The organism is Methylobacterium sp. 2A, from assembly GCF_009806555.1.
GTDB lineage: Bacteria > Pseudomonadota > Alphaproteobacteria > Rhizobiales > Beijerinckiaceae > Methylobacterium.
Map to the genome: position 1 here is coordinate 240387 of NZ_VUOK01000060.1, position 20518 is coordinate 260904.

At 68.8% G+C, this 20518-nt stretch carries 16 protein-coding genes and 2 tRNA genes; 4 read left to right on the forward strand and 14 right to left on the reverse strand.

Going from position 1 to position 20518, the window contains the following annotated elements:
* Window positions 1-186: 186 nt before the first annotated feature.
* Window positions 187-675, forward strand: coding sequence for a phasin (locus FVE89_RS27560; protein ID WP_161393330.1), 489 nt, complete (start codon window positions 187-189; stop codon window positions 673-675).
* A gap of 130 nt (window positions 676-805) precedes the next feature.
* Window positions 806-1156, forward strand: coding sequence for a hypothetical protein (locus tag FVE89_RS27565; protein ID WP_161393331.1), 351 nt, complete (start codon window positions 806-808; stop codon window positions 1154-1156).
* Between the two features lie 68 nt (window positions 1157-1224).
* Here FVE89_RS27565 and FVE89_RS27570 read toward each other — a convergent pair whose 3' ends face one another.
* The 6 genes from FVE89_RS27570 to FVE89_RS27595 all read right to left on the reverse strand — a co-directional run bounded on the left by FVE89_RS27570 (window position 1225) and on the right by FVE89_RS27595 (window position 8274).
* Window positions 1225-1872: a L,D-transpeptidase gene (locus FVE89_RS27570; protein WP_161393332.1), complete on the reverse strand. Its 648-nt coding sequence runs from the start codon at window positions 1870-1872 to the stop codon at window positions 1225-1227.
* Between the two features lie 124 nt (window positions 1873-1996).
* Complete coding sequence (locus FVE89_RS27575) at window positions 1997-2815, reverse strand: transglutaminase family protein (RefSeq protein ID WP_161393392.1); 819 nt, start codon at window positions 2813-2815, stop codon at window positions 1997-1999.
* Window positions 2816-2880: 65 nt separating this feature from the next.
* On the reverse strand, window positions 2881-3825 hold the full coding sequence (locus tag FVE89_RS27580; protein ID WP_161393333.1) for a transglutaminase family protein: 945 nt from the start codon (window positions 3823-3825) through the stop codon (window positions 2881-2883).
* A gap of 128 nt (window positions 3826-3953) precedes the next feature.
* Window positions 3954-4547 carry a response regulator gene (locus FVE89_RS27585; protein WP_161393334.1) on the reverse strand — a complete coding sequence of 198 codons (594 nt, stop codon included), beginning with the start codon at window positions 4545-4547 and terminating at the stop codon, window positions 3954-3956.
* Between the two features lie 119 nt (window positions 4548-4666).
* A complete protein-coding gene (locus tag FVE89_RS27590) occupies window positions 4667-5848 on the reverse strand; it encodes a transglycosylase SLT domain-containing protein (RefSeq protein ID WP_161393335.1) in 1182 nt (393 codons plus the stop codon).
* A 272-nt stretch (window positions 5849-6120) separates the two neighbouring features.
* Window positions 6121-8274 (reverse strand): TonB-dependent siderophore receptor, encoded by a 2154-nt coding sequence (locus FVE89_RS27595; RefSeq protein WP_342389844.1) that lies wholly within the window; start codon window positions 8272-8274, stop codon window positions 6121-6123.
* A gap of 685 nt (window positions 8275-8959) precedes the next feature.
* Between FVE89_RS27595 and alaS the strand changes: the two genes are divergently transcribed.
* Window positions 8960-11638, forward strand: a complete 2679-nt coding sequence (gene alaS, locus FVE89_RS27600; protein ID WP_161393337.1) for an alanine--tRNA ligase — start codon at window positions 8960-8962, stop codon at window positions 11636-11638.
* Between the two features lie 66 nt (window positions 11639-11704).
* Here alaS and FVE89_RS27605 read toward each other — a convergent pair whose 3' ends face one another.
* The 6 genes from FVE89_RS27605 to mdeB all read right to left on the reverse strand — a co-directional run bounded on the left by FVE89_RS27605 (window position 11705) and on the right by mdeB (window position 19489).
* Window positions 11705-11980: a hypothetical protein gene (locus FVE89_RS27605; protein WP_161393338.1), complete on the reverse strand. Its 276-nt coding sequence runs from the start codon at window positions 11978-11980 to the stop codon at window positions 11705-11707.
* A gap of 123 nt (window positions 11981-12103) precedes the next feature.
* Window positions 12104-12514 (reverse strand): DUF2147 domain-containing protein, encoded by a 411-nt coding sequence (locus FVE89_RS27610; RefSeq protein ID WP_161393339.1) that lies wholly within the window; start codon window positions 12512-12514, stop codon window positions 12104-12106.
* 121 nt (window positions 12515-12635) lie between these two features.
* Complete coding sequence (locus FVE89_RS27615; RefSeq protein WP_342389846.1) at window positions 12636-13238, reverse strand: hypothetical protein; 603 nt, start codon at window positions 13236-13238, stop codon at window positions 12636-12638.
* A 257-nt stretch (window positions 13239-13495) separates the two neighbouring features.
* Window positions 13496-15202: a dihydrolipoyl dehydrogenase gene (gene lpdA / locus FVE89_RS27620; protein WP_161393340.1), complete on the reverse strand. Its 1707-nt coding sequence runs from the start codon at window positions 15200-15202 to the stop codon at window positions 13496-13498.
* 11 nt (window positions 15203-15213) lie between these two features.
* Entirely contained in the window at window positions 15214-16581 is a 1368-nt protein-coding gene (locus FVE89_RS27625; RefSeq protein ID WP_161393341.1) for a 2-oxo acid dehydrogenase subunit E2, read from the reverse strand.
* 232 nt (window positions 16582-16813) lie between these two features.
* A complete protein-coding gene (gene mdeB, locus FVE89_RS27630; protein WP_161393342.1) occupies window positions 16814-19489 on the reverse strand; it encodes an alpha-ketoglutarate dehydrogenase in 2676 nt (891 codons plus the stop codon).
* 220 nt (window positions 19490-19709) lie between these two features.
* On the opposite strand from mdeB, the gene FVE89_RS27635 reads away from it, so the two are divergent.
* A complete protein-coding gene (locus tag FVE89_RS27635) occupies window positions 19710-20198 on the forward strand; it encodes an Lrp/AsnC family transcriptional regulator (protein WP_161393343.1) in 489 nt (162 codons plus the stop codon).
* 114 nt (window positions 20199-20312) lie between these two features.
* Here FVE89_RS27635 and FVE89_RS27640 read toward each other — a convergent pair.
* Window positions 20313-20388: transfer RNA gene (locus tag FVE89_RS27640), tRNA-Ala, on the reverse strand.
* A 54-nt stretch (window positions 20389-20442) separates the two neighbouring features.
* Window positions 20443-20518, reverse strand: a tRNA-Ala gene (locus FVE89_RS27645).

Below are 20518 nucleotides of genomic sequence, written 5' to 3' on the forward strand. Positions count from 1 at the left end.
AACGACGACGACCAACGCCCTTTTGTAAACGCTCTCTCGGGCAGGCGCTAAAACTTCGCAACGACCGTCACATGTTTACGTTATGTCAACCTTAATGCCGATGGCGTGGCTGGCATATGACGGCGAATCGGTTATTGTGCAGCGCACAACAAGCCATCCACAGGCTGATACGAGAGGAGACGACACATGGCCAATCCCCCGAACTACGAAGTCCCCGCCGAGATGCGCGAGATGGCCGAGAAGAGCGTCGAGCAGGCCCGCAAGGCGTTCGACAGCTTCATCGGCGCCGCCCGTCGCACGGCCGACACGGTGCAGGGCTCCGCGGAGCTGGCGCGGACCAACGCCCGTGACGTCTCGACCCGCGGCTTCGAATACGCCGAGCAGAACGTCAACGCGGCCTTTGATCTCGCTCAGAAGCTGGTCCGTTCCCGCGACATGCAGGAGGCCATGCAGCATCAGGCCGAATTCGTGCGCAGCCAGTTCGCCGCCATCCAGGCGCAGGCCAAGGAGTTCAGCGGCCTCGCCCAGAGCGCGATGCAGCAGGGCGCCGAGCGCGCCAAGTCGGCGATGCAACAGAGCGCCGACGAGGCCCGCAAGGCCATGGAGCAGGGTCAGGATGCCGCCAAGCAGACTGCTCAGAACGCGCAGGACGCCGCCGAGCGCGCCACGCACTGACGTCGCCCTCCCGGACTGGGTCACGGCCCGCTGCCGGCATCCGGTGGCGGGCCGTCTCGTTTTCGCCTGTATTGCCGCCGAGAGCCGCCCGGCGGACGGAACGGGTCCGCATCGAGCGAAGGATATTGGGATGCGCCTCGCTGTCTTCGGCCCGACGCGCCAGCGTCATGCTCTCCGCTTGACGATCGCCGCCCTGGCGCTCGCTACCGCGCTGCCCGGGACGGCGGCCCGGGCGCAGTACGTCGACGGCCCGAGCTACGATGATCCGGGCTATGAGCGCGGCTACCGCCGGGCGCCGCGTCGGGTCGAGCGTGAGCCCGTCGGCTTCAATTGCGATGCCGTGCAGCAGGGCATCACCGGGCCCAAGCCCTTCTCCTGCCCGCTTCCGGGTCCGCGGCCGCTCGGCGTGCGGTGTTTCTGCGATCTGCCGATCGCCTCGTTCAGCCCGGCGCAGACCGCCGTCGGCCGGGTCGTGCCGTAAGTGACGAGAGCGGCCGCGGCGCCCGGTATGGGCGACGCGGCCGGTGGTCCGGTGAGTCGCCGGACCGCTCAGTTCAGCACAACGACCTTGGCGCCGACTTTGACCCGCTCGTACAGGTCGGTCACATCCTCGTTGGTCATCCGGATGCAGCCCGACGACACGGCCTGGCCGATCGTATCCGGCTCGTTGGAGCCGTGAATACGGTACTCGGTGTGGCCGATATACATGGCGCGGGCGCCGAGCGGGTTCTCGATGCCGCCGGCCATGTAGCGCGGCAGATCGGGGCGGCGGGCGATCATCGCCTTGGGCGGCGTCCACGACGGCCACTCGCGCTTCGCCGTGATCGTGTTGGTGCCGCTCCAGCTGAAGCCCGGGCGTCCGACGCCGACGCCGTAGCGGATCGCCTGACCGTGGCCGAGCACGTAGTAGAGCCGGCGCTCGGCGGTGGAGACCACGATGGTGCCCGGGGCGTAGGGCGCGTCGAAGGCCACGACCTCACGGGGGATCGGCTGGACCTGCGCCTGCGGTGCGGCCTGCACGCCCTGGCCGTAGCCCGGGACGTAGGTGCCCTGGTAACCGTACGGACCCTGATCCTGGTAATACGTGTCGGCCTCGTCGCTCCCGAAGGGATCGTAGGACGAAGCGGCGAGGGCGGGTGTCGCGGCAAGAACAGTCGCGCCCAGCAGCGCGGCGAGTGCGGTGACCGAGGTCTTCATGGGTGGCCTGCCTGTGCAATAACCTTTGCCATTACAAGCGTGAGCATAGGCAACCAGTTCCACACAACCGCCACGATTTTGGTTGGCGGTGAAATACGCAGGCCCTTTCACCCGTGCTGGTTAATCAGACCCCCTCGTCGGTATGCACATCGAACCGGGCGAGATGGGCGTAGCCGAAGTTGGTGGAGATCGCGCAGTCGGTGGCATCGCGCCCGCGCGCCATGACGATGCGGCCGATGCGCGGGCGGTTGTGCCGGGCGTCGAAGGTGTACCAGCGCGGCCCGGACGGCCCGTCGAGATAGACCTCGAACCAGGCGGAGAAATCCATCGGCGCCGGGTCCTTGGGCACGCCGATGTCGCCGAGATAGCCGGTGGCGTAGCGGGCCGGGATGTTCATGCAGCGGCAGAACGCGATGGCCAGATGCGCGAAGTCGCGGCAGACGCCCTCGCGCTGCATGAAGCCGTCATGGGCGGTGCGGGTGGCGTCGGCACGCTGGTAGTCGAAGCGCAGGCGCTCGTGGGTGTAGTCGACGATCGCCTGGACGCGAGCCCAGCCCTCCGGCGTGCTGCCGAACAGCGACCATGCGGTCTGGGACAGCTTGTCGGTGTCGCAGTAGCGCGAGCCGAGCAGGAACATCAGCACGGCATCCGGCAGGTCCTGCACCGGGATCTGGCGCGCTCCGGGCTCGACCACGTCCGGCTCGCCGCTGTCGGCGACCGTGAAATCGGCCGAAACCGTCAGTTGGCCCGGCGGCGCAACGATGCGGTGGCAGATGTTGTCGAAGGTGTCCCGATACTCGTGGGCCGGGATCGGCGGATCGAAGGTGATGACGTGCGGCGTCAGCACGTCGGGCATCCGCGACGGGTGGACGCTCAGCATCAGGATCATCGGGGTCGGCTGGGTCATCGTGAAGGCGATATCGAAACCCGTCTTGATCTTCATCGCGGCCATCTCGCTGTGGTGCCATTCGCGCGGGGTCGCCACGCACGCTCGTTCCGGGTCCGGAATCAACGCGCCGGGACTGGGGTGGAATCCTGGCTCTGGATCGGCGCTGCCGGGGCCGGATTCATCGTGGCCATGGGCAACTCGACGACGTCGACTTCGACGCGCATGCCGAGATCGTCGCTGGCCAGACCGAAGAAGGATCCGTGCAGCGGCACGGCCTGTGCCGGATCACGCGTCACCGCCACGCGGATCAGGTCGCGGTTCCCGACAATCCCGTTGGTGGGGTCGAACTCGACCCAGCCGGCGCCGGGCAGGTAGACCTGCAGCCACGCATGGGTTGAGCCGCCGCCGACATGGCGCGCCCGGTCGTTGCGGGGATTGTAGAGATATCCGGACACGAAGCGGGCCGCCATGCCGAGCGCCCGCACCGCCTCCATCATCAGCACCGCGAAATCGCGGCACGAGCCGCGCTTGCCGCGCAGGGTGGTGAGCGGGTCCTGCACGCCCTTCTCGGAGCGCGCGAGGTAGGTGAAGTTGGCGCGCACGCTGCGGGTCATGGCGGCCAGCAGTTCCTGCGTGGGGATGCGCCCGTCCGCCGGCAGGAAGCTGCGCGCCCAGGCATCGACCTCGTGGCGCGGGTCCGGCCATTGCCGCTCGATCGAGCGGGCGAGATCCGGCATGTCCTCCGCGCCGTAGCCGAACGGGTAATGGGTCGCGTGCGGGGCGAGGGGGAAAACCGGGGCGTGCTCCGGCGTGTGCTCGAGGGTGATGCCGCAGGCGAAGGTGAGTCTTTCCGCCCGTGTGTCGAAGGTCGCCACTGCCACGCAATTGCCGAACACGTCGAAGAGCCAGCGCAAGGTGGCCGGCTCCGGCGTGATGTCGAGGGTCGCCTCGATCAGCCGCTGGTCGTAGCTGTCGCGCGGCCGGAACATGATCCGGTGCTCGCCGAACGAGACCGGGCGCCGGTACTGGTAGACCGTTTGGTGGCGGACGGACAGGATCGGCAAATCGGCTCTCCCGGCGCATGCCGCCGTGGCTTCATCAACGCGCGACGGCACGATGCAAGGGCCGGGCCCCGCCGGTCGAAGGCCGGTGCGCGAAGGGGCGATTGGCAGCGCAACCGGACGATGGCCCCTCAGAGGACCGGCGGTGGCGGCTCGGCGGCTGCGCGTTCCGCCTCGACCAGGACGTCGAGCGGGCGCCAGGGCTTGGCGATGAACACGGCCTCTTGCGGCAGTTCGGGGCGGGGCAGATCGTGGCCTGAGGTCACGACCAGTCGCGCCCGGGGCCAGAGGGTCGCCACCGCCCGGGCGAGCTGCAGCCCGTCCATCTGGCCGGCGAGCCGGACATCGGCGAAGACCAGCGCGACCTCGCCACCCCGCGCCTGCAGGACCGACAGGGCCGCTTCGGCGCTGTTGCACCCGATGACGTCGAGCTCGGTCTCTTCGAGCAGCGTCTCGGCGAGGGCGCGGATTTCGGGATCGTCTTCAACCACGAGTGCTAGCCGCGGATGCGCGGTAGCCGATGCGGCGACGCCGGCCTCCTGTCGGGCGGGCTGGTCGGCCTCCTGACGCACGCGGCGCACGAGGGCGGCGAGATGCTCCGGCACGCCCTCGGAAACCAAATCATCGTAGAACGACGCCAATGTCCGGCCGATCTGATCGAGCGGAACGCCCGGCGTCAGCGTATCGGTAAGCGGCAGGGGTGCGCTCGTCTGGTGCTTGCTCAAGGACTCCCCCCGAAGTCTTCCCGTGCGACGGACAAGAACGCGGTGCACAGGGAGGAAAGTCGGCAATTCGCCGGTGGTTGCGAAACGCAGACCGAATCGCGACGCGGCTCTCGGACCCGTTACTGCGTGACGGTTTCCGCGTCGGCATACGCCATGATGCCGGAGACCGCCCGCACGTTCTGGTAGCGCGAGCCGCGGGTGCTCATCATCGCCTCGAACTTCTCGTGGACCTGGGCCACCGACAGGCTGACGGGCTTGCGATGGCGACCGCGGCCGGTGAAGCGACCCGCCGCGAAGAAGATCGCGCGGTTGGCCCGGGCCGGACCGGGGAGCAGCGCAGCTGCGGCCGTGGCCGGCTTGTTCACGACGTTGGCGAGGAATTCCTCGGCGTCGTCCGGCCCGAGGAAGTGGGCAAGGTAGACTTCGCCGAGAGTAAGTTCGCGCCCGATGCGCAGCGCGATCCGGGCGGCGTCCCGCTTGAGCATCTCGCCGGCCATCAGCGCCGAAAGATAGGGATCGCGGCGCAGTTCGAGTACCCGGGCGCGCTCGGCCGGATCGGTGATCACCGGCCGGTCGTTGGCATCGGCCGTGACCAGCGCGGCCTCCTTCTCCAGGCCGTACTTGGCGCCGAAGTCGCGGACGACGCCGAGCCACGTGCGCTCGATGAATTGATAGAGGCCGGTCGCCGAGGAGGTCTTGGCCTGGACCGCCGTGATAAAGCTCGATTCCTTGTCGGCCACCGCCATGAGCAGGACTGGGTCGGTCTGCACGGCCTGTGCGGCGCGCACGATCGTCTGGACGATGTGGCGCCGGATCTTCATCGGGCCGAATTCGAGGATGTCGTTCGGGTCGCCCCCCGCACTTTCGGAGAGCAGGAAGTCGTAGGACACGCGGTCGACCGTGTTGGAGCCGATCTCGGTGTCGAGGTCGTGCACGGCGGCGAAGCTCGACGCAGCGCGCAGGGGCGTGCGCTCCAGCTCGTCCTCCAGCGCCACGGTGTGGATGCGCGGCCGCGGCATCGGGATCTCGGTGGCGGCTTCCGCGACCGACACGGCCGGCGACAGGCCGACCTTGCCGAGATCGACGCCCGAGCCGATCAGCGCCGCGCTGAGGCCGCCGGCGATCAGCGACACGGTCATCACCGACCGGACAAGGGCGGAACGGCTGCCATGGGCGCGGCCGAGCATCGGCTGCGCGGCGATCACGTCGGCGCGGCCCGCGCCGAAATGCCCGGCGCCCGGTTTGCCCGTGCCCGACTTGCCCATGATGGTCTTCGACGTTCCGACCGTGCGGCCCTGCATCGTTGATCCGATTCCCCGCGCGCCGGTAATGGCGCCCGGATTCAACATCGCTTGACAGATGTGGCGACAACACGGCCGTGCTTGTGGCGGCTCTGGGGCGGGGCGAGGTGATTTTGCGGCCGAGGCCAGGAGGAGGACAGGCGGAAGCACGATTCCCGGCGCCATGCCGGTATTCGGCGCAGGGGACGGTCGCCTCTTACCGCCCGCCTTCGCGACAGCCGCACAGCGCGAAGTCGGCCACGGAAGCGGGCCACGAAGGAGAAGCCGTCACGCTACCATTGGACCGAGACGCTCGCCAGCAGTGTCCGCCCGAGGCTCATCCGGCAAAAGCCGCTGCTGCAGATGCCCCGCCGCTGATCCGCCACGTTGCGTGCGGTGACGGCGAATCGAACGGCCGAAATCTCGTAATGTAACGACAGGTCAATGGCGGTAAGGGTCGGATTTGTCTGCGTGTTGATCGGATTGGCCTTGGTTCTCCCGGTGTAGCGAAGGCCGGCGCCACCGCCGAGCCCGGCCAACTCGCCGGTCGGGACCGTGTAGTCCAGGAAGATCCCGGCTTGTTCGAGGGGAACTCCGACCGGGACCTTGCCGCGGTCGGCACCGTTGCTCTTCGTGACCCTGGCGTCGGTGTGGGCATAGGATGCGATGCCGCTGAACCCGTCGCCGAGCGAGAAGACACCCTCGAACTCGGCACCCTTCACCGTTATTGCACCTGTCTGAACGAAGTAGCGCGGGTCCTGCGGATCGGGGGTCAGGACGTTCGACTTGGTCAGCTCGTAGAGCGCGGTCGTGAACAGGGCGTTCATGCCGCCCGGCTGATACTTGACGCCGATTTCGTAATTCTCACCCTCGGACGGTTCGAACGGCGTGGATCCTCTCCGCGGCGACTGCGTGCCGCCCTGCGGCAGGAAGGAGGTCGCGTAGGTGGCGTAAGGCGCGACGCCGTTGTCGAACAGGTAGGTCAGGCCCACACGCTCGGTCAGCGCCGACGGGGTGGCCTGCGCCTCCCCCAGGGTGATCCGGTCGAGCGTGTTCAAGCTGGCGAAGTCCTGCCGCACGCCCGCCGTCAGCCGGAACCGACCGAGGGCGATCTGGTCCTGACCGTAGAGGCCGACCTGCTGCAGGGACTGGCCGGTCAGCGAACCCATCTGGGACAAAGCGTACGGATAGGGCGCATTGATCGGATTGCGAAGGTCCAGCGCCGGGGCCATGCCATAGAGTTCGCGCTTCGCCGTGTCCTGCTGGAAATAGTCGAGGCCAATCAGGCCGGTGTGGATCAGAGGGCCGGTCTTGAACCCGGCCTGGACATTGTTGTCGACCGTGACGACGGAGAGGTTTTCCCGGATCTGTTCGGCGTATCGATTGAGCGTATAGCCGTTCGACGCAAGACCCATCCCGTCGACTAGGTTCCCACGGAAATCGACGCCGCCGACGCGGAAGCTCTGGCGGAAGACGATGTCGTCGCCGGGGCGGCTCTCGAGTCTGTAGCCGAACTGGTACTGGCTTTGGTCGAGCCTGTCGAAGTTCGGGTCGCTGAGCCCGATCCGCGTTACCTTACCGGACGGCCCGCTGTAGACGAAGGGCCACATCGCCGTGTGGTTGCGGGCGACCTCGCCGAGCAGCGTCAGCGTCGTGGCGTCGCCGAGTCTGACGGTGAGCGCCGGTGCAAGGCTGATCCGGTCGTCCGGCGTCCAGGCAATCTGCGTTCCGCTCTGCCGCACGAGCCCCGTCAACCTATAGAGCACGCCGTCGGCCCCGGCGACCGGACCGCTCACGTCGAACCGGCCCTGGCGGCGTCCGTAGTTGCCGATATCGGGGCCGGTCTCGTGGAACGGCTGCGCGGTCGGAACCTTGCTGACGAGATTCACTAGGCCGCCGGGATCGTTGGCTCCGAACAGCACCGAGGTCGGCCCGCGCAGGACCTCGATTCGCTCCGTCTCGTAGGGGTCGTTGCGGAAATAGGCGTAGACGCCGTTGCCTTGCCGAAGCCCGTCCTTGTAGTTGCCGAACTGGCTTGCGGCGAAGCCGCGGATGATGAACACGTCGTAGCGCGCGTCGTGGCCGAACGGCTCGTTTTGCACCCCGGCCGAGTAGGATAGCGCTTGGCTCACGGCCTGCGAGCCCTGTCGCTGAATCTGCTGCTTCGTCACGACGGACACGGATTGCGGTGCCTCGAGGACCGGTGTGTCCGTCTTCGTGCCAACGAGGCTTCGAGCTGCGACGTAGCCGTTTCCGGGACCGGTCGGCGATTCGGGCGATTGCGGCGAGGGATCTGATCGCGATCCGAAAACCTGCAACTCTTCGAGGGTTACGGAACTCTGACCCAGTGCGGCGCCGGATCCGCACGCCATGCCTACCGCGGCCCCACCCAACCAGGACCGGAACGGGCGTCCACGCCGCCGGAGGATGATCCAGAACCTCTGCATGTCGATTCCATCGAAGCTTCGCCGGAAGGCAGCGCTAATGGGGGCGGCCGATCATGAGAAGTCGGCCACTTCAATTCCGAAAGATGTTTGGCATTTAGATCGCTTGTCTCTGACAACCGTGGCGCTTATATCACAATAAGCTGGAGTTTTAATATTTCAAATGTGATTTTAAACCAGCAAAAATTGACAACATACAGCATTTATATCAACAAAATGGCTCTATTTTTACGTTACAAACAGCAAAATAAAGTAAAAAAGAAAGAAATTATTACATATAATACTTTATATATAGCCAATCAATTCACCAGTGTACCATGTTCTTCCTGGCCGCCTCGGCGGAGATGGCTTGACACTTCCATGTCGTGGCACCACAGAACTGTACGGACGACATCGCCCCGGCAGGCATTGCTTGGAGATTCCGGGGCGCTCGGCGGCCTCCGATGCGGGGTGACCTCGCGTCGGCAGGCTCTTTCGCCCCGCGCCGGTCGCATCTCCAGGCGCAACGCGCATATCCCGAGCCCTCCGCGCTGGACCGACAGCCGATCCGGCTGCGGGCGCAAGGCGGCAGGGACACGGGGCGCACCGATTGCCACCCGATCGGGAAGGGTTCTAAGAGAGCGCCCTGCGGGTGCCGCGCCGAAGTCGTGCGGCGCCCGGCCCCGTGTTCCTGCCAGAGTCAGCCCCGATGAGCGGCGTCAACGAGATCCGGTCGACCTTCCTCGACTACTTCGCCAAGGCGGGGCACGAGGTCGTACCCTCTTCGAGCCTCGTGCCGAAGAACGATCCGACGCTGATGTTCACCAACGCCGGCATGGTGCAGTTCAAGAACGTCTTCACCGGCGTCGAGAAGCGCGCCTACGATCGGGCCACCACCGCACAGAAATGCGTGCGCGCGGGCGGCAAGCACAACGATCTCGACAATGTCGGCTACACGGCACGCCACCACACGTTCTTCGAGATGCTCGGCAACTTCTCGTTCGGCGACTATTTCAAGGACCGCGCGATCGAACTGGCCTGGACGCTGATTACCAAGGAATTCGGCCTCAAGCCCGACAAGCTCCTCGTCACCGTCTACGCCGACGACGATGAGGCGGCCGGCCTGTGGAAGAAGATCGCCGGGCTGCCGGACGACAAGATCATCCGGATCGGCACCTCCGACAATTTCTGGCAGATGGGCGATACCGGTCCCTGCGGCCCGTGCTCGGAGATCTTCATCGACCAGGGTCCGGCGCTTCAGGGCGGGCCGCCCGGCTCGCCGGACGAGGATGGCGACCGGTTCCTGGAATTCTGGAACCTCGTGTTCATGCAGTACGAGCAGCTGGAGCCGGGCGTCCGGAATCCGCTGCCGCGGCCCTCGATCGACACCGGCATGGGCCTGGAACGCATGGCGGCGATCCTCCAGGGCGTCCACTCGAACTACGACACCGACCTGTTCCGGGCGCTCATCGACGCGGTGGCGCACGCGGTCTCGCGAGCACCGGAGCCGGCGACGCTCGCCTCCTACCGCGTGATCGCCGACCACCTGCGCGCCTCGTCCTTCCTGGTGGCCGACGGCGTGCTGCCGGGCAACGAGGGCCGCGGCTACGTGCTGCGCCGGATCATGCGCCGGGCCATGCGCCACGCCGAGATCCTGGGTGCGCGGGAACCCACCATGTACCGCCTCGTGCCGACGCTCGTGCGCGAGATGGGTCAGGCCTATCCCGAGCTGATGCGGGCCGAGAGCCTGATCGCCGAGACCCTGAAGCTGGAGGAGACGCGCTTCCGGCGCACGCTGGAGCGCGGCCTGTCGATCCTCGATGCCGAGAGCCGCGACCTTCGGCAAGGCGACAAGCTCTCCGGCGAGACCGCCTTCACCCTCTACGACACCTACGGCTTCCCCCTCGACCTGACCCAGGATGCGCTGAAGGCCCGGGGCATCGGCGTCGACACGGAGGCGTTCACCGCGGCGATGCAGCGCCAGAAGCAGGCGGCGCGCGAGGCCTGGAAGGGCTCGGGCGAGGCCGCGACCGAGACCGTGTGGTTCGGGCTGCGCGAGCGCGTCGGCGCCACCGAATTCCTCGGCTACGAGACCGAGAGCGCCGAGGGCATCGTCACCGAACTGCTCCGCGACGGCGCCGAGGTGCGGAGTCTGGAGGCGGGCCAGACCGGCCTCGTCCTGGTGAACCAGACGCCGTTCTACGGCGAGTCGGGCGGCCAGGTCGGCGATACCGGGCTGATTCTGGCGCCGGGCGTGCGGGCGCGGGTCACCGACACCCAGAAGAAGCTCGGCGACGTGTTCGTCCACCACGTCACGGTGGAGGAGGGCACGTTGAGCCTCGACCAGCCGGTCGAGCTGAAGGTCGATCACGCCCGCCGGAAGGCGATCCGGGCCAACCATTCGGCGACCCACCTGCTGCACGAGGCCCTGCGGCAGGTGCTGGGCGACCACGTCGCGCAGAAGGGCTCGCTGGTCAGCCCCGAGCGGCTGCGCTTCGACATCAGCCACCCGAAGCCGATCGAGCCGGACGAACTCGCCCGGGTCGAGGACATCGCCAATGCGGTGCTGCTCCAGAATGCGCCCGTCGTCACCAAGCTGATGGCGGTGGACGACGCGATCGCGTCGGGCGCCCGGGCGCTGTTCGGCGAGAAATACGGCGAGGAGGTCCGGGTCGTCTCGATGGGGCTGCCGGTCGATGCGCAGGCCGAGCAAGGCCGCCCGAAGAACTTCTCCGTCGAGCTCTGCGGCGGCACCCATGCCGCGCGCACCGGGGATATCGGCGCCATCACCATCGTGGGCGAGAGCGCGGTAGGGGCCGGGGTCCGCCGGATCGAGGCGCTGACCGCCGATGCGGCCCGGCATCACCGCGCCGCGGAGGCCCGGACGCTGGCGGCTCTGGCCGGCATCCTCAAGGCACCGGTCTCGGAGGCGCCCGATCGGCTGACCGCCCTGATGGAGGAGCGGCGGCGCCTGGAGCGCGAACTGGCCGAGACCCGGCGCAAGCTCGCCATGGGCGGTGAGGGCGGCTCCGGGGCCGGCGCGCAGCAGACCGAGATCGGCGGCGTGGCGTTCCGCCGGTCGGTGGTCGCGGGCCTCGACATGCGCGACCTCAAGCCGATCGTCGACGAGGAGAAGAAGCGCCTCGGTTCCGGCATCGTGGCTGTCGTCGGCGTCGGACCCGACGGCAAGGCGGGTCTGGTGGTCGGCGTCACCGACGACCTGACGGGGCGCTACGACGCGGTCGGGCTGGTGCGGGCCGGCGCCGGCGCCCTCGGCGGCAAGGGCGGCGGCGGACGCCGCGACATGGCGCAGGCCGGTGGTCCGAACGGGGCCGGCGCGGAAGCCGCCCTCGACGCGGTCGAACAGGCCCTCACCGAGGCGGCCTGAACGCGGAAGGCCGCACCGTCGCCGGTGCGGCCTCGTCGAGTCCCAGCGTTGCGTGGGCCGAGCGGCTTACTTGCTGCCGCCGCCCGCGCCGCCCTGCGGCGCGACCCGCGACGGCTGACCGGCATTGCCGCCCGCCGCCGAATCCGTCGTGATGGTGTCGGCCGGCCGTCCGGTCGGGGAATAGGTGACCGATGGCACGCTCCCGGTGGTATCGGCCTGCGTGCTGACGACGCCCGGTGCACCGGGCGGGACGACGGCGCCGGCCGGGGTTTCGACGACCTGCGCAGAAGCCGGCACGACGATGGCGACGGCGAGAACGGTGGCGAGAAGGGTCCGGGTCATGGCAATTCCTGTTGCTGTCAGACCCAAGCAACCTTGATAGCGCACAATCGATCCTGCGATGTTGCGCCGCAGCACATGCGGGACGGCGTTTCCGCCGCGGATCGGAGGCGAAACGGTCTTCGCCTAGTTCACCCGCGTCCAGCTCTGCCGCTTGCAGAACACGCTCATCACGCAGCCCGAAACCTCGAGGGTGTTGGGGCCCGTCAGGCGCAGCGATCCGGAATAGGTCTTGCCGTCGTTCGGGTTGTAAAGCGACCCGGAATAGCCTGAACCGTCCGGCTGGCGCGCGTCGAGGATCTGGACGCCGACGACGCTGCGGCCGCGCAGCGCCGGATCGGGGTTCTTCACATCCAAGGCCTTCCCGGGGGCGCTGACGATCGTCCCGCAGAAACCGCCACCGCAGGGTGCGATGCGCACCCGCGAACTGCCGGTCTCCGTGAGCCAGAGACCGGCCGGGTCGGCCGCCCGGGCGGGGCCGGCACCTGCACCCAGCGCGAGCGCCATCAAGGCGGTACGGCCAAGCCACGAACGCATCGTTTGCCTCCTGATGAGTGCAGCCGCGCGGATGATGCGGCCGGAAGAGCTGCGTTATCGTCTGGCGCGCGACGACGCGAGCGCGCGATCCTGCCGCGGCGGGGACGCTGCCCGCTTCCTGTCAGCGGGACCCGGATGGCAGAGCGGTGCCGAGATAGGTCTCCACCACCTCGCAGAACGGCTGACCGGCCCCCGTCGTGAGCACCGCATCGACCTCGAACAGGGCATCGTCCGGATGCGGCGCGGCTTCCGAGCTGTGGGCGCGAACCTCGACGGTCCGTCGGACCGGCGCCAGCGGCCGCACGACCCGGCCGAACGGCGTGTGGGTCCCGTCCAGCACGGCGTTCATCTCGGGCGTCAATCGGGCCGGCACGTACCAATTGTCGGCCTCGGACATCACGCGATCGCCGCAGACGAGGCGGACCCGGCGATAGCGCACCGGCTCGTCCGGGCCGATCGCCAGCCGGGCCCGCTGCGCGGCGGTCAGCGGCTTGTCGGACCCCGGCAGGCGCTGTGCCACGAGGTGCGGATCGGCGGCGAGCTTGTGCTCGGCGCACCAGCCTTCGAGGGCGAGCGTCGCGCTGTCGGAGGCGAGGATGCGCGCGCGCAGCGCCGCCGTCAGGGCCTGCCGGTCGGTCGGCCTGTCGAGCACGGCCGGGGCCTCCGCGGCGGCCCGGCCCGGACGGCTCACCGGCAGCGCGGCCAACGCGGCCAGCAGGATCACGAGGGGCTGTCGGGCGGATCGCCCGCCGCGCACCGGTCCAGAGCCGTGCCCGATCGCGTTGCAATCGAGCACAGCTCTCAGCCTTTGTTTCAACGCGCTCTCTTGCGCCGAACCGGCGTCCACTTCGGCGGAGAGCGCTCTGGCCACACGTCGACTCCTCATGGACGCCTCGCTTAACCCGGTGCGGTTAACGCCCGACCCGGCCGCGAGTCCATCCCGAGAAAGCTCGCCTTCCAGGTTGAGGACCGGCCGGGGCGCTAGCGCCGCGCCGCTGGCGGCAGGTCGGTGCAGAGGCCGAGCGCCGCCTCGGCGGCGAGGCCGATCGTCTCGCCGAGCGTCGGATGCGGATGGATCGTCCGGCCGATATCGACCGCGTCCGCCCCCATCTCGATGCCGAGCCCGATCTCGCCGATCAGGTCGCCTGCGCTCGGACCCACGACGGCGCCGCCCACGACGCGCCTGGTGCCGGCCTCGAACAGCAGCTTGGTCAGGCCGTAATCGGCACCGTTGGCGATGGCCCGGCCCGAAGCGGCCCAGGGAAAGCGCGCCACCTCCACGGTCCGGCCCGCCGCCTTCGCGGCGGCCTCGGTGAGGCCGACCCAGGCGATCTCCGGATCGGTATAGGCGACGGAGGGGATCGCCGCGGCGTCGAATCCGGCCCGGTGCCCGGCGGCGACTTCGGCCGCGACATGGCCCTGGTGAACCGCCTTGTGGGCGAGCATCGGCTGGCCCACGAGGTCGCCGATGGCGAGGATGTGCGGCACGTTCGAGCGCATCTGGGCGTCGACCGGCACGAACCCCCGGTCCACCATGACGCCCGCCGTCTCAAGACCCAGGGCCGCGCCGTTCGGCCGGCGGCCGGCCGCCTGGAGCACGAGGTCGTAGGTCGTGGCCTGCACCTCGCCCGCCAGGGTGACGGCGATGCCCGCAGGGGCCGGTGCGGCGGAGACCACTTCGGCGCCGGTCAGCAGGCGGTCGAACCGGTGTGCGTTGCGCTTGGTCCAGATCGCCACGAGGTCGCGATCCACGCCCTCCAGCAGGTTCGGAAGCCGCTCGACGACGTCGACCCGGGCGCCGAGCGCGCTGTACACCGTGGCCATCTCCAGGCCGATGATGCCGCCGCCGATCACCAAGAGCCGGCGCGGCACGCAGGGCAGCTCCAGCGCGCCGGTTGAGTTCACGATGCGCGGATCCTCCGGCAGCATCGGCAGGGCGACCGGCGACGAGCCCGCCGCCACGATGGCGCTGCGGAAGGCGATGCAGCGCTCGCCGCCCTCGTGCAGGGTGACCACGACGGCGTTCGGTCCGCTGAAGCGCGCCGTGCCGCGGATCACCGTGACCTTGCGCTGGCGCGCCATCTGGGCGAGCCCGTCGGTGAGGCGGCGGACGGTGGCGGCCTTGAAGATCCGCAGCTTCCCGAGATCGATCGCGGGCGCGCCGAAGCTGATGCCGTGGGCGGCGAGGCGCTGGGCCTCTTCGGTGACGGAGGCCACGTGCAGCAGCGCCTTGGACGGGATGCAACCGACATTCAGGCACACGCCGCCGAGCGTCGCGTCGCGTTCCACCAGGATCACCCGCTGTCCGAGATCGGCGGCGCGGAAGGCGGCCGAATAGCCGCCGGGGCCGCCGCCGATCACCAGCACGTCGCAATCGGCGTCCGTGCGCTCGGTGATGGCGGGCGCGGCCGTGGCCTGGGCGGGCGGCGCCGGCTCTGCGCTCACATCCGCGGGGGCGATGCGGGCGATCAGCGTGCCGGCCGAAACCGTATCGCCGAGGCCGACCAGCATTTCCACGAGCCGCCCCGCCACCGGAGACGGGATGTCCAGGGTCGCTTTGTCGGATTCGACCACCAGCAGCGTCTGGTCGCGGGCGATCGCCGCGCCCGGTTTCACCGGAATCTCGATCACCGGCACGTCGGCATAGTCGCCCAGATCCGGAACGCGGATCTCGTGGAGCTCGCGCATGGCGGCGGCCGTCACAGGAGCGCGCGGCGCAGGTCCGACAGGACCGCGGCCACGTGTCCGAGGAAGCGGGCGGCGGCGACGCCGTCGACCACGCGGTGATCCCACGACAGGCTCAAGGGCAGGATCAAACGCGGCTGGAAAGCCTTCCCGTCCCAGACCGCCTCCATGCGCGCGCGCGCCGCGCCCAGGATCGCCACTTCGGGGGCGTTGATGATCGGCGTGAAGCCGTCGCCGCTGATGCCGCCAAGCGACGAGACCGAGAAGCAGCCGCCCTGCCTGTCGGTGCCCGGAAGGGTCCCGGCCCGGGCCTTCTCCGCCATGGCGGCCATCTCGGTGGCGATCGCCATAATCCCCTTGCGGTCGCAGTCGCGCACCACCGGCACCATCAGGCCCTTCGGCGTGTCGACCGCGAAGCCGATATGGACGTAGTCCTTCAGAACGAGGTCGCCGCCTTCGAGGGACGCGTTGAAGCGCGGATAGGCCCGGAGCGCCGAGGCCGCGGCCTTGATCAGGAAGGCCACCATGGTGAGCTTGGCGGGCGGCGTGCGCGTCTCCTGGTTCAGGCCCGTGCGGAACGATTCGATCTCGGTCACGTCGGCCCGGTCGAAGTTCGTGACGTGCGGGATCGTCAGCCAGTTGCGGCTGAGATTGGCGCCCGAGAGCGTCTGGATCCGCGACAGGGGCTCGCGCCGGATCGGGCCATACTTGGCGAAATCCACGGCCGGCCAGGGTGGCAGGCCGGCGCCGATGCCGGATGCGGGCGCGCTCGGCGGCGCGGCGAGGGCGGCCTTGACGAAGGCATGGACGTCCTCGCGCAGGATCCGGCCCTTGGGTCCGGTGGCCGGCACGCGGTCGAGGGCCACGCCGAGTTCCCGGGCGAGCTGGCGCACGGACGGGCTGGCATGGACGTCGCCTCTCGTTGCCGGCAGTGCACCATTCCCTCCCCCCTCGGTGGGGGAGGGCGGCCCCTGCGTCAGCAGGGGTCGGGAGAGGGGAGCGCCGTTTCCGGATATGTCACGACCGGCATGAAGGGCAGTGCTCTCTTCTGCACCGTCGTTCCCCTCTCCCGACCCGCTTCGCGGGCCACCCTCCCCCGCAGAGGGGGGAGGGAGGGCGCCAGCTGCATCGGTGCCCCCGTCCGCGGGTTCCACCATCAGGATCGGCGTCCCCTCCGAGACTTTCGAGCCGACCGAGACCAGCAGCTCGCGCACCGTGCCGGCGACCGGGGAGGGGACCTCCATGGTCGCCTTGTCGGATTCGATGCTGAGGATCAGGTCGTCCACGGCGAGGCGGTCGCCCGGCTTCACCAGAAGCTCGATGACCGGCACGTCCCGGTAGTCGCCGATATCCGGGAGGGCGATCTGCAGCGCGGCGCTCATGCGGGTTGGATTCCGGGTTGGAAGGCTGTGGCCAGGCTTCCCGCGTGCGGGCAGCGGATTTGCGGCGCTTCAGACATCCCATCCATACCCCTCATCCTGAGGTGCCGGAGCGTAGCGGAGGCCTCGAAGGAGGGCTCCAGGCATCGCGCGGCCGGCTGGAGGGCTCCTTCGAGGCCCGCTGGCGCGGGCACCTCAGGATGAGGTCGTGGATGGGATGCGTGACTTCATCGCCTCAGACGGTCCAGGGCGCGGGCGCGTCCGCCGCGATGCCATACCGGCGGATCGCCTCGGCGACCGTGGCGCGGGGCACGGTGCCGGCTTCGGCCAGGGCGTGCAGGGCCGCGATCGCCACGTGCTGGCGGTCCACCTCGAAGAAGCGGCGGAGCGCGCTCCGGGTGTCGCTGCGGCCGAACCCGTCGGTGCCGAGCACCACGAAGCGCGCTTCGACATAGGAGGCGATCAGCTGCGGATAGGCGCGGATATAGTCGCTCGCTGCCACGACCGGCGCCGTGCCCGGCAGCAGCGCCGCCACGTGGCTGACCGGCGCCTCGGCCTCGGGATCGCGCATCGCCCGGCGCTCGGCCTCCCGGGCATCGCGTGCCAGCTCGCTGAAGCTCGTGACGCTGAACACCTCCGCACTGAGGCCCCAGTCTTGTTTCAGCAGATCCGCCGCCGCGATCACCTCCGGCAGGATCGCCCCCGAGCCGAGGAGGCGCACCGCGCCCGCACCACCCTCCGGCCCCGACAGGCGGTACATCCCCTTGAGAATGCCCGCCTCGGCCCCCTCCGGCATGGAGGGCTGGGCGTAGGTCTCGTTCATGGCGGTGAGGTAGTAGAAGGCGTCCTCGCCCTCTTCCATCAGCCCCCGGGCGCCCCGGTCGACGATCACCGCCATCTCGTACGCGAAGGCCGGATCGTAGGCCCGGCAATTCGGGATCGCCGCCGCCGCGAGGTGGCTCGACCCGTCCTGGTGCTGAAGCCCCTCGCCGCCAAGCGTCGTCCGGCCGGCCGTGGCGCCGATCAGGAAGCCGCGCGCCCGCTGGTCCGCCGCCGCCCAGATCAGGTCGCCGACCCGCTGGAAGCCGAACATCGAGTAGTAGATGTAGAACGGCAGCATCGACAGGCCGTGGACGCTGTAGGCGGTCGCCGCGGCCGTCCAGGATGAGATCGCCCCGGCCTCGGTGATGCCCTCTTCAAGGAGCTGCCCGTCCCGGGCCTCGCGGTAATAGAGCATCGAGCCGGCATCCTCGGGCTCGTAGAGCTGCCCGTCCGGCGCGTAGATCCCGACCTGCCGGAACAGGTTGGCCATGCCGAAGGTCCGGGCCTCGTCGGCGACGATCGGGACGATGCGGGGCCCGAGATCCTTGTGCTTGAGGAGGTTGCCGAACAGGCGCACCACCGCCGTGGTGGTCGACATCGCCTTGCCGCCCGCTTCCAGCGCGAAGCCCGCATAGGTCGAGAGCGGCGGGACCGCGACGGTGGGGGCCGTGCGGCGGCGGGCCGGCAGCACGCCGCCCAGATTTCCCCGGCGCTCGCGCAGGTAGCGCATCTCGGCGCCGTCCTCGGCCGGCTTGTAGAAGGCCAGACCCTCGACCTGCGCGTCGGTGAGCGGCAGGGCGAAGCGGTCGCGGAAGGCGCGCAGCGCGTCCACGTCGAGCTTCTTGGCCTGATGGGCGGTCATGCGCGATTCGCCCGCGCCGCCCATGCCGTAGCCCTTCTTGGTCTTGGCCAGGATCACGGTCGGCCGCCCCTTGGTGGCCTTGGCCGCCGCGAAGGCCGCGTAGAGCTTGCGGAAGTCGTGGCCGCCGCGCTTGAGGCGATCGACATCGGCATCCGACATGTGGGCGACGAGCGCGCGCACCTCCGGATCCTCGCCGAAGAAATGCGCGAGGTTGTAGGCGCCGTCCTTGGCGCCGAGCGTCTGGTATTTGCCGTCGACCGTCTCGGCGAAGCGGCGCAACAGGGCATGGTTGGTGTCGCGGGCGAAGATCCCGTCCCACTCCGAGCCCCACAGCACCTTGATGACGTTCCAGCCCGCGCCCCGGAACAGGCTCTCCAGCTCCTGGATGATCTGGCCGTTACCGCGGACAGGCCCGTCGAGCCGCTGCAGGTTGCAGTTGATGACGAAGGTGAGATTGTCGAGCTTTTCGCGCGCGGCGAGCGCCAATCCGCCGATCGATTCCGGCTCGTCCATCTCGCCGTCGCCGAACACGCCCCAGACGTGGCGGTCGGCGGTGTCGGCGAGCCCGCGATGGCCGAGATAGCGCATGAACCGCGCCTGATAGACCGCGTGGATCGGGCCGATGCCCATCGATCCGGTGGGGACCTGCCAGAAATCCGGCATCAGCCAGGGATGCGGGTAGGAGCACAGGCCATCGCCCGCGATCTCCTGGCGATAGTGCTTGAGCTGCTCCTCCGAGAGCCGGCCTTCGAGGAACGCGCGGGCATAGACGCCCGGCGCCGAATGCGGCTGGAAGTAGACGAGATCCCCGTCGACGCCGCCCTTGAAGAAGTGGTTAAAGCCGACCTCGAACAGTTCCGCCGCCGAGGCGTAGCTCGCCACGTGGCCACCCAATTCGCCGTAGGCCATGTTGGCGCGCACCACCATGGCGAGCGCGTTCCAGCGCATGATCGAGGTCAGGCGCTCCTCGATGTCGAGGTCGCCCGGGTAGCGCGGCTGCTTCGCCAGGGGGATCGTGTTGCGGTAGGGCGAGTAGGGCAGGGCCTCGTCGAGGAGGCCGATCTCCTTCGAGCGGCGCTCCAGCCGGTCGAGGATGAACCGCGCCCGGGCCGCGCCCTCGGTACGGAACAGCGAGTCCAGGGCGGCCAGCCAGTCCTGGGTCTCGGCCGGGTCGTGATCGACCTCCGCGGAACGCGCGATAGTGGCTTTCGGCGGTATGGCGTTCATCGGCGCGGCCTCCCTTTATAGGCCCGATCATATCGGTGCGGGGGCGGCGGGACATGCCGAAGTTTCACCCCAGCGGCAAAGACTGCGGTATATTTGCCCCGAAAAGGCTGCATTGGGGGTCATTTCAACCCCGCTTCAAGGATGGCGTGTGCCGGAGAATGCGTCTTCAATCCGGCGATGCGCGGCCTGATAGTCCGGCCTGATACAGGGGAGCGAACCCATGGCGCCACGACCGGTCCCGCTGGATGCTGCCTCCCTGCGCATCCTCGAATGCCTTCAGGCGGACAGCGAGATCAGCATCGCGGACCTCGCCGAGCGGGTCGGCCTCTCGACCTCACCGTGCTGGCGGCGCGTCAACGAACTGAAGGCGGCGGGGGTGATCCGCGGCTGCGTCGCGGTGGTCGATCCGCTGAGCCTCGGGCTCGCGGTCAACGTCTTCGTCCACGTTTCGCTGGAGAAGCAGACCCAGGCCGCGCTCCAGGCCTTCGACGAGGCGGTGCGCAGCCGCCCGGAGGTGATGGAATGCTACCTGATGAGCGGCGAGGCCGACTACATGCTACGGGTGGTGGTGGAGGATCTGGGCCAGTACCAGAAGCTCGTGCTCGACCACCTCACCCGGATCCCCGGCGTGGCCAACATCCGCTCCAGCTTCGCGCTCGGACAGGTGAAGTACACGACGGCGCTGCCGCTCGGGCACCTGAACCGGTGATCCCTCTCGCGCCGTCGCGGCGCACGAATGCAGCGCGGCGCAGAGTCTGATCGGAAGCGTTCGGAGGTCTTCAGCCTCGAGCGCTGGCGATGGCCGCGTCGCGCGAGGGAATGATGGTGGAGCCTAACGGGATCGAACCGATGACCTCTTCCATGCCATGGAAGCGCTCTCCCAGCTGAGCTAAGGCCCCAATTTTTTAAACGCGGTTCACGTCCCGGACAGGGCCGCGTCACGCGAGGGAAGATGGTGGAGCCTAACGGGATCGAACCGATGACCTCTTCCATGCCATGGAAGCGCTCTCCCAGCTGAGCTAAGGCCCC

What these genes read in the sequence shown, in the direction of transcription:
- FVE89_RS27625 (WP_161393341.1), bottom strand. Translation starts at nt 16,581, where the DNA reads ATGAGCGCCGCGCTGCAGATCGCCCTCCCGGATATCGGCGACTACCGG.
- FVE89_RS27595 (WP_342389844.1), bottom strand. Translation starts at nt 8,274, where the DNA reads ATGCAGAGGTTCTGGATCATCCTCCGGCGGCGTGGACGCCCGTTCCGG.
- FVE89_RS27590 (WP_161393335.1), bottom strand. Translation starts at nt 5,848, where the DNA reads ATGCAGGGCCGCACGGTCGGAACGTCGAAGACCATCATGGGCAAGTCG.
- FVE89_RS27605 (WP_161393338.1), bottom strand. Translation starts at nt 11,980, where the DNA reads ATGACCCGGACCCTTCTCGCCACCGTTCTCGCCGTCGCCATCGTCGTG.
- FVE89_RS27565 (WP_161393331.1), top strand. Translation starts at nt 806, where the DNA reads ATGCGCCTCGCTGTCTTCGGCCCGACGCGCCAGCGTCATGCTCTCCGC.
- FVE89_RS27610 (WP_161393339.1), bottom strand. Translation starts at nt 12,514, where the DNA reads ATGCGTTCGTGGCTTGGCCGTACCGCCTTGATGGCGCTCGCGCTGGGT.
- FVE89_RS27575 (WP_161393392.1), bottom strand. Translation starts at nt 2,815, where the DNA reads ATGAAGATCAAGACGGGTTTCGATATCGCCTTCACGATGACCCAGCCG.
- FVE89_RS27635 (WP_161393343.1), top strand. Translation starts at nt 19,710, where the DNA reads ATGGCGCCACGACCGGTCCCGCTGGATGCTGCCTCCCTGCGCATCCTC.
- FVE89_RS27560 (WP_161393330.1), top strand. Translation starts at nt 187, where the DNA reads ATGGCCAATCCCCCGAACTACGAAGTCCCCGCCGAGATGCGCGAGATG.
- FVE89_RS27570 (WP_161393332.1), bottom strand. Translation starts at nt 1,872, where the DNA reads ATGAAGACCTCGGTCACCGCACTCGCCGCGCTGCTGGGCGCGACTGTT.
- mdeB (WP_161393342.1), bottom strand. Translation starts at nt 19,489, where the DNA reads ATGAACGCCATACCGCCGAAAGCCACTATCGCGCGTTCCGCGGAGGTC.
- lpdA (WP_161393340.1), bottom strand. Translation starts at nt 15,202, where the DNA reads ATGCGCGAGCTCCACGAGATCCGCGTTCCGGATCTGGGCGACTATGCC.
- alaS (WP_161393337.1), top strand. Translation starts at nt 8,960, where the DNA reads ATGAGCGGCGTCAACGAGATCCGGTCGACCTTCCTCGACTACTTCGCC.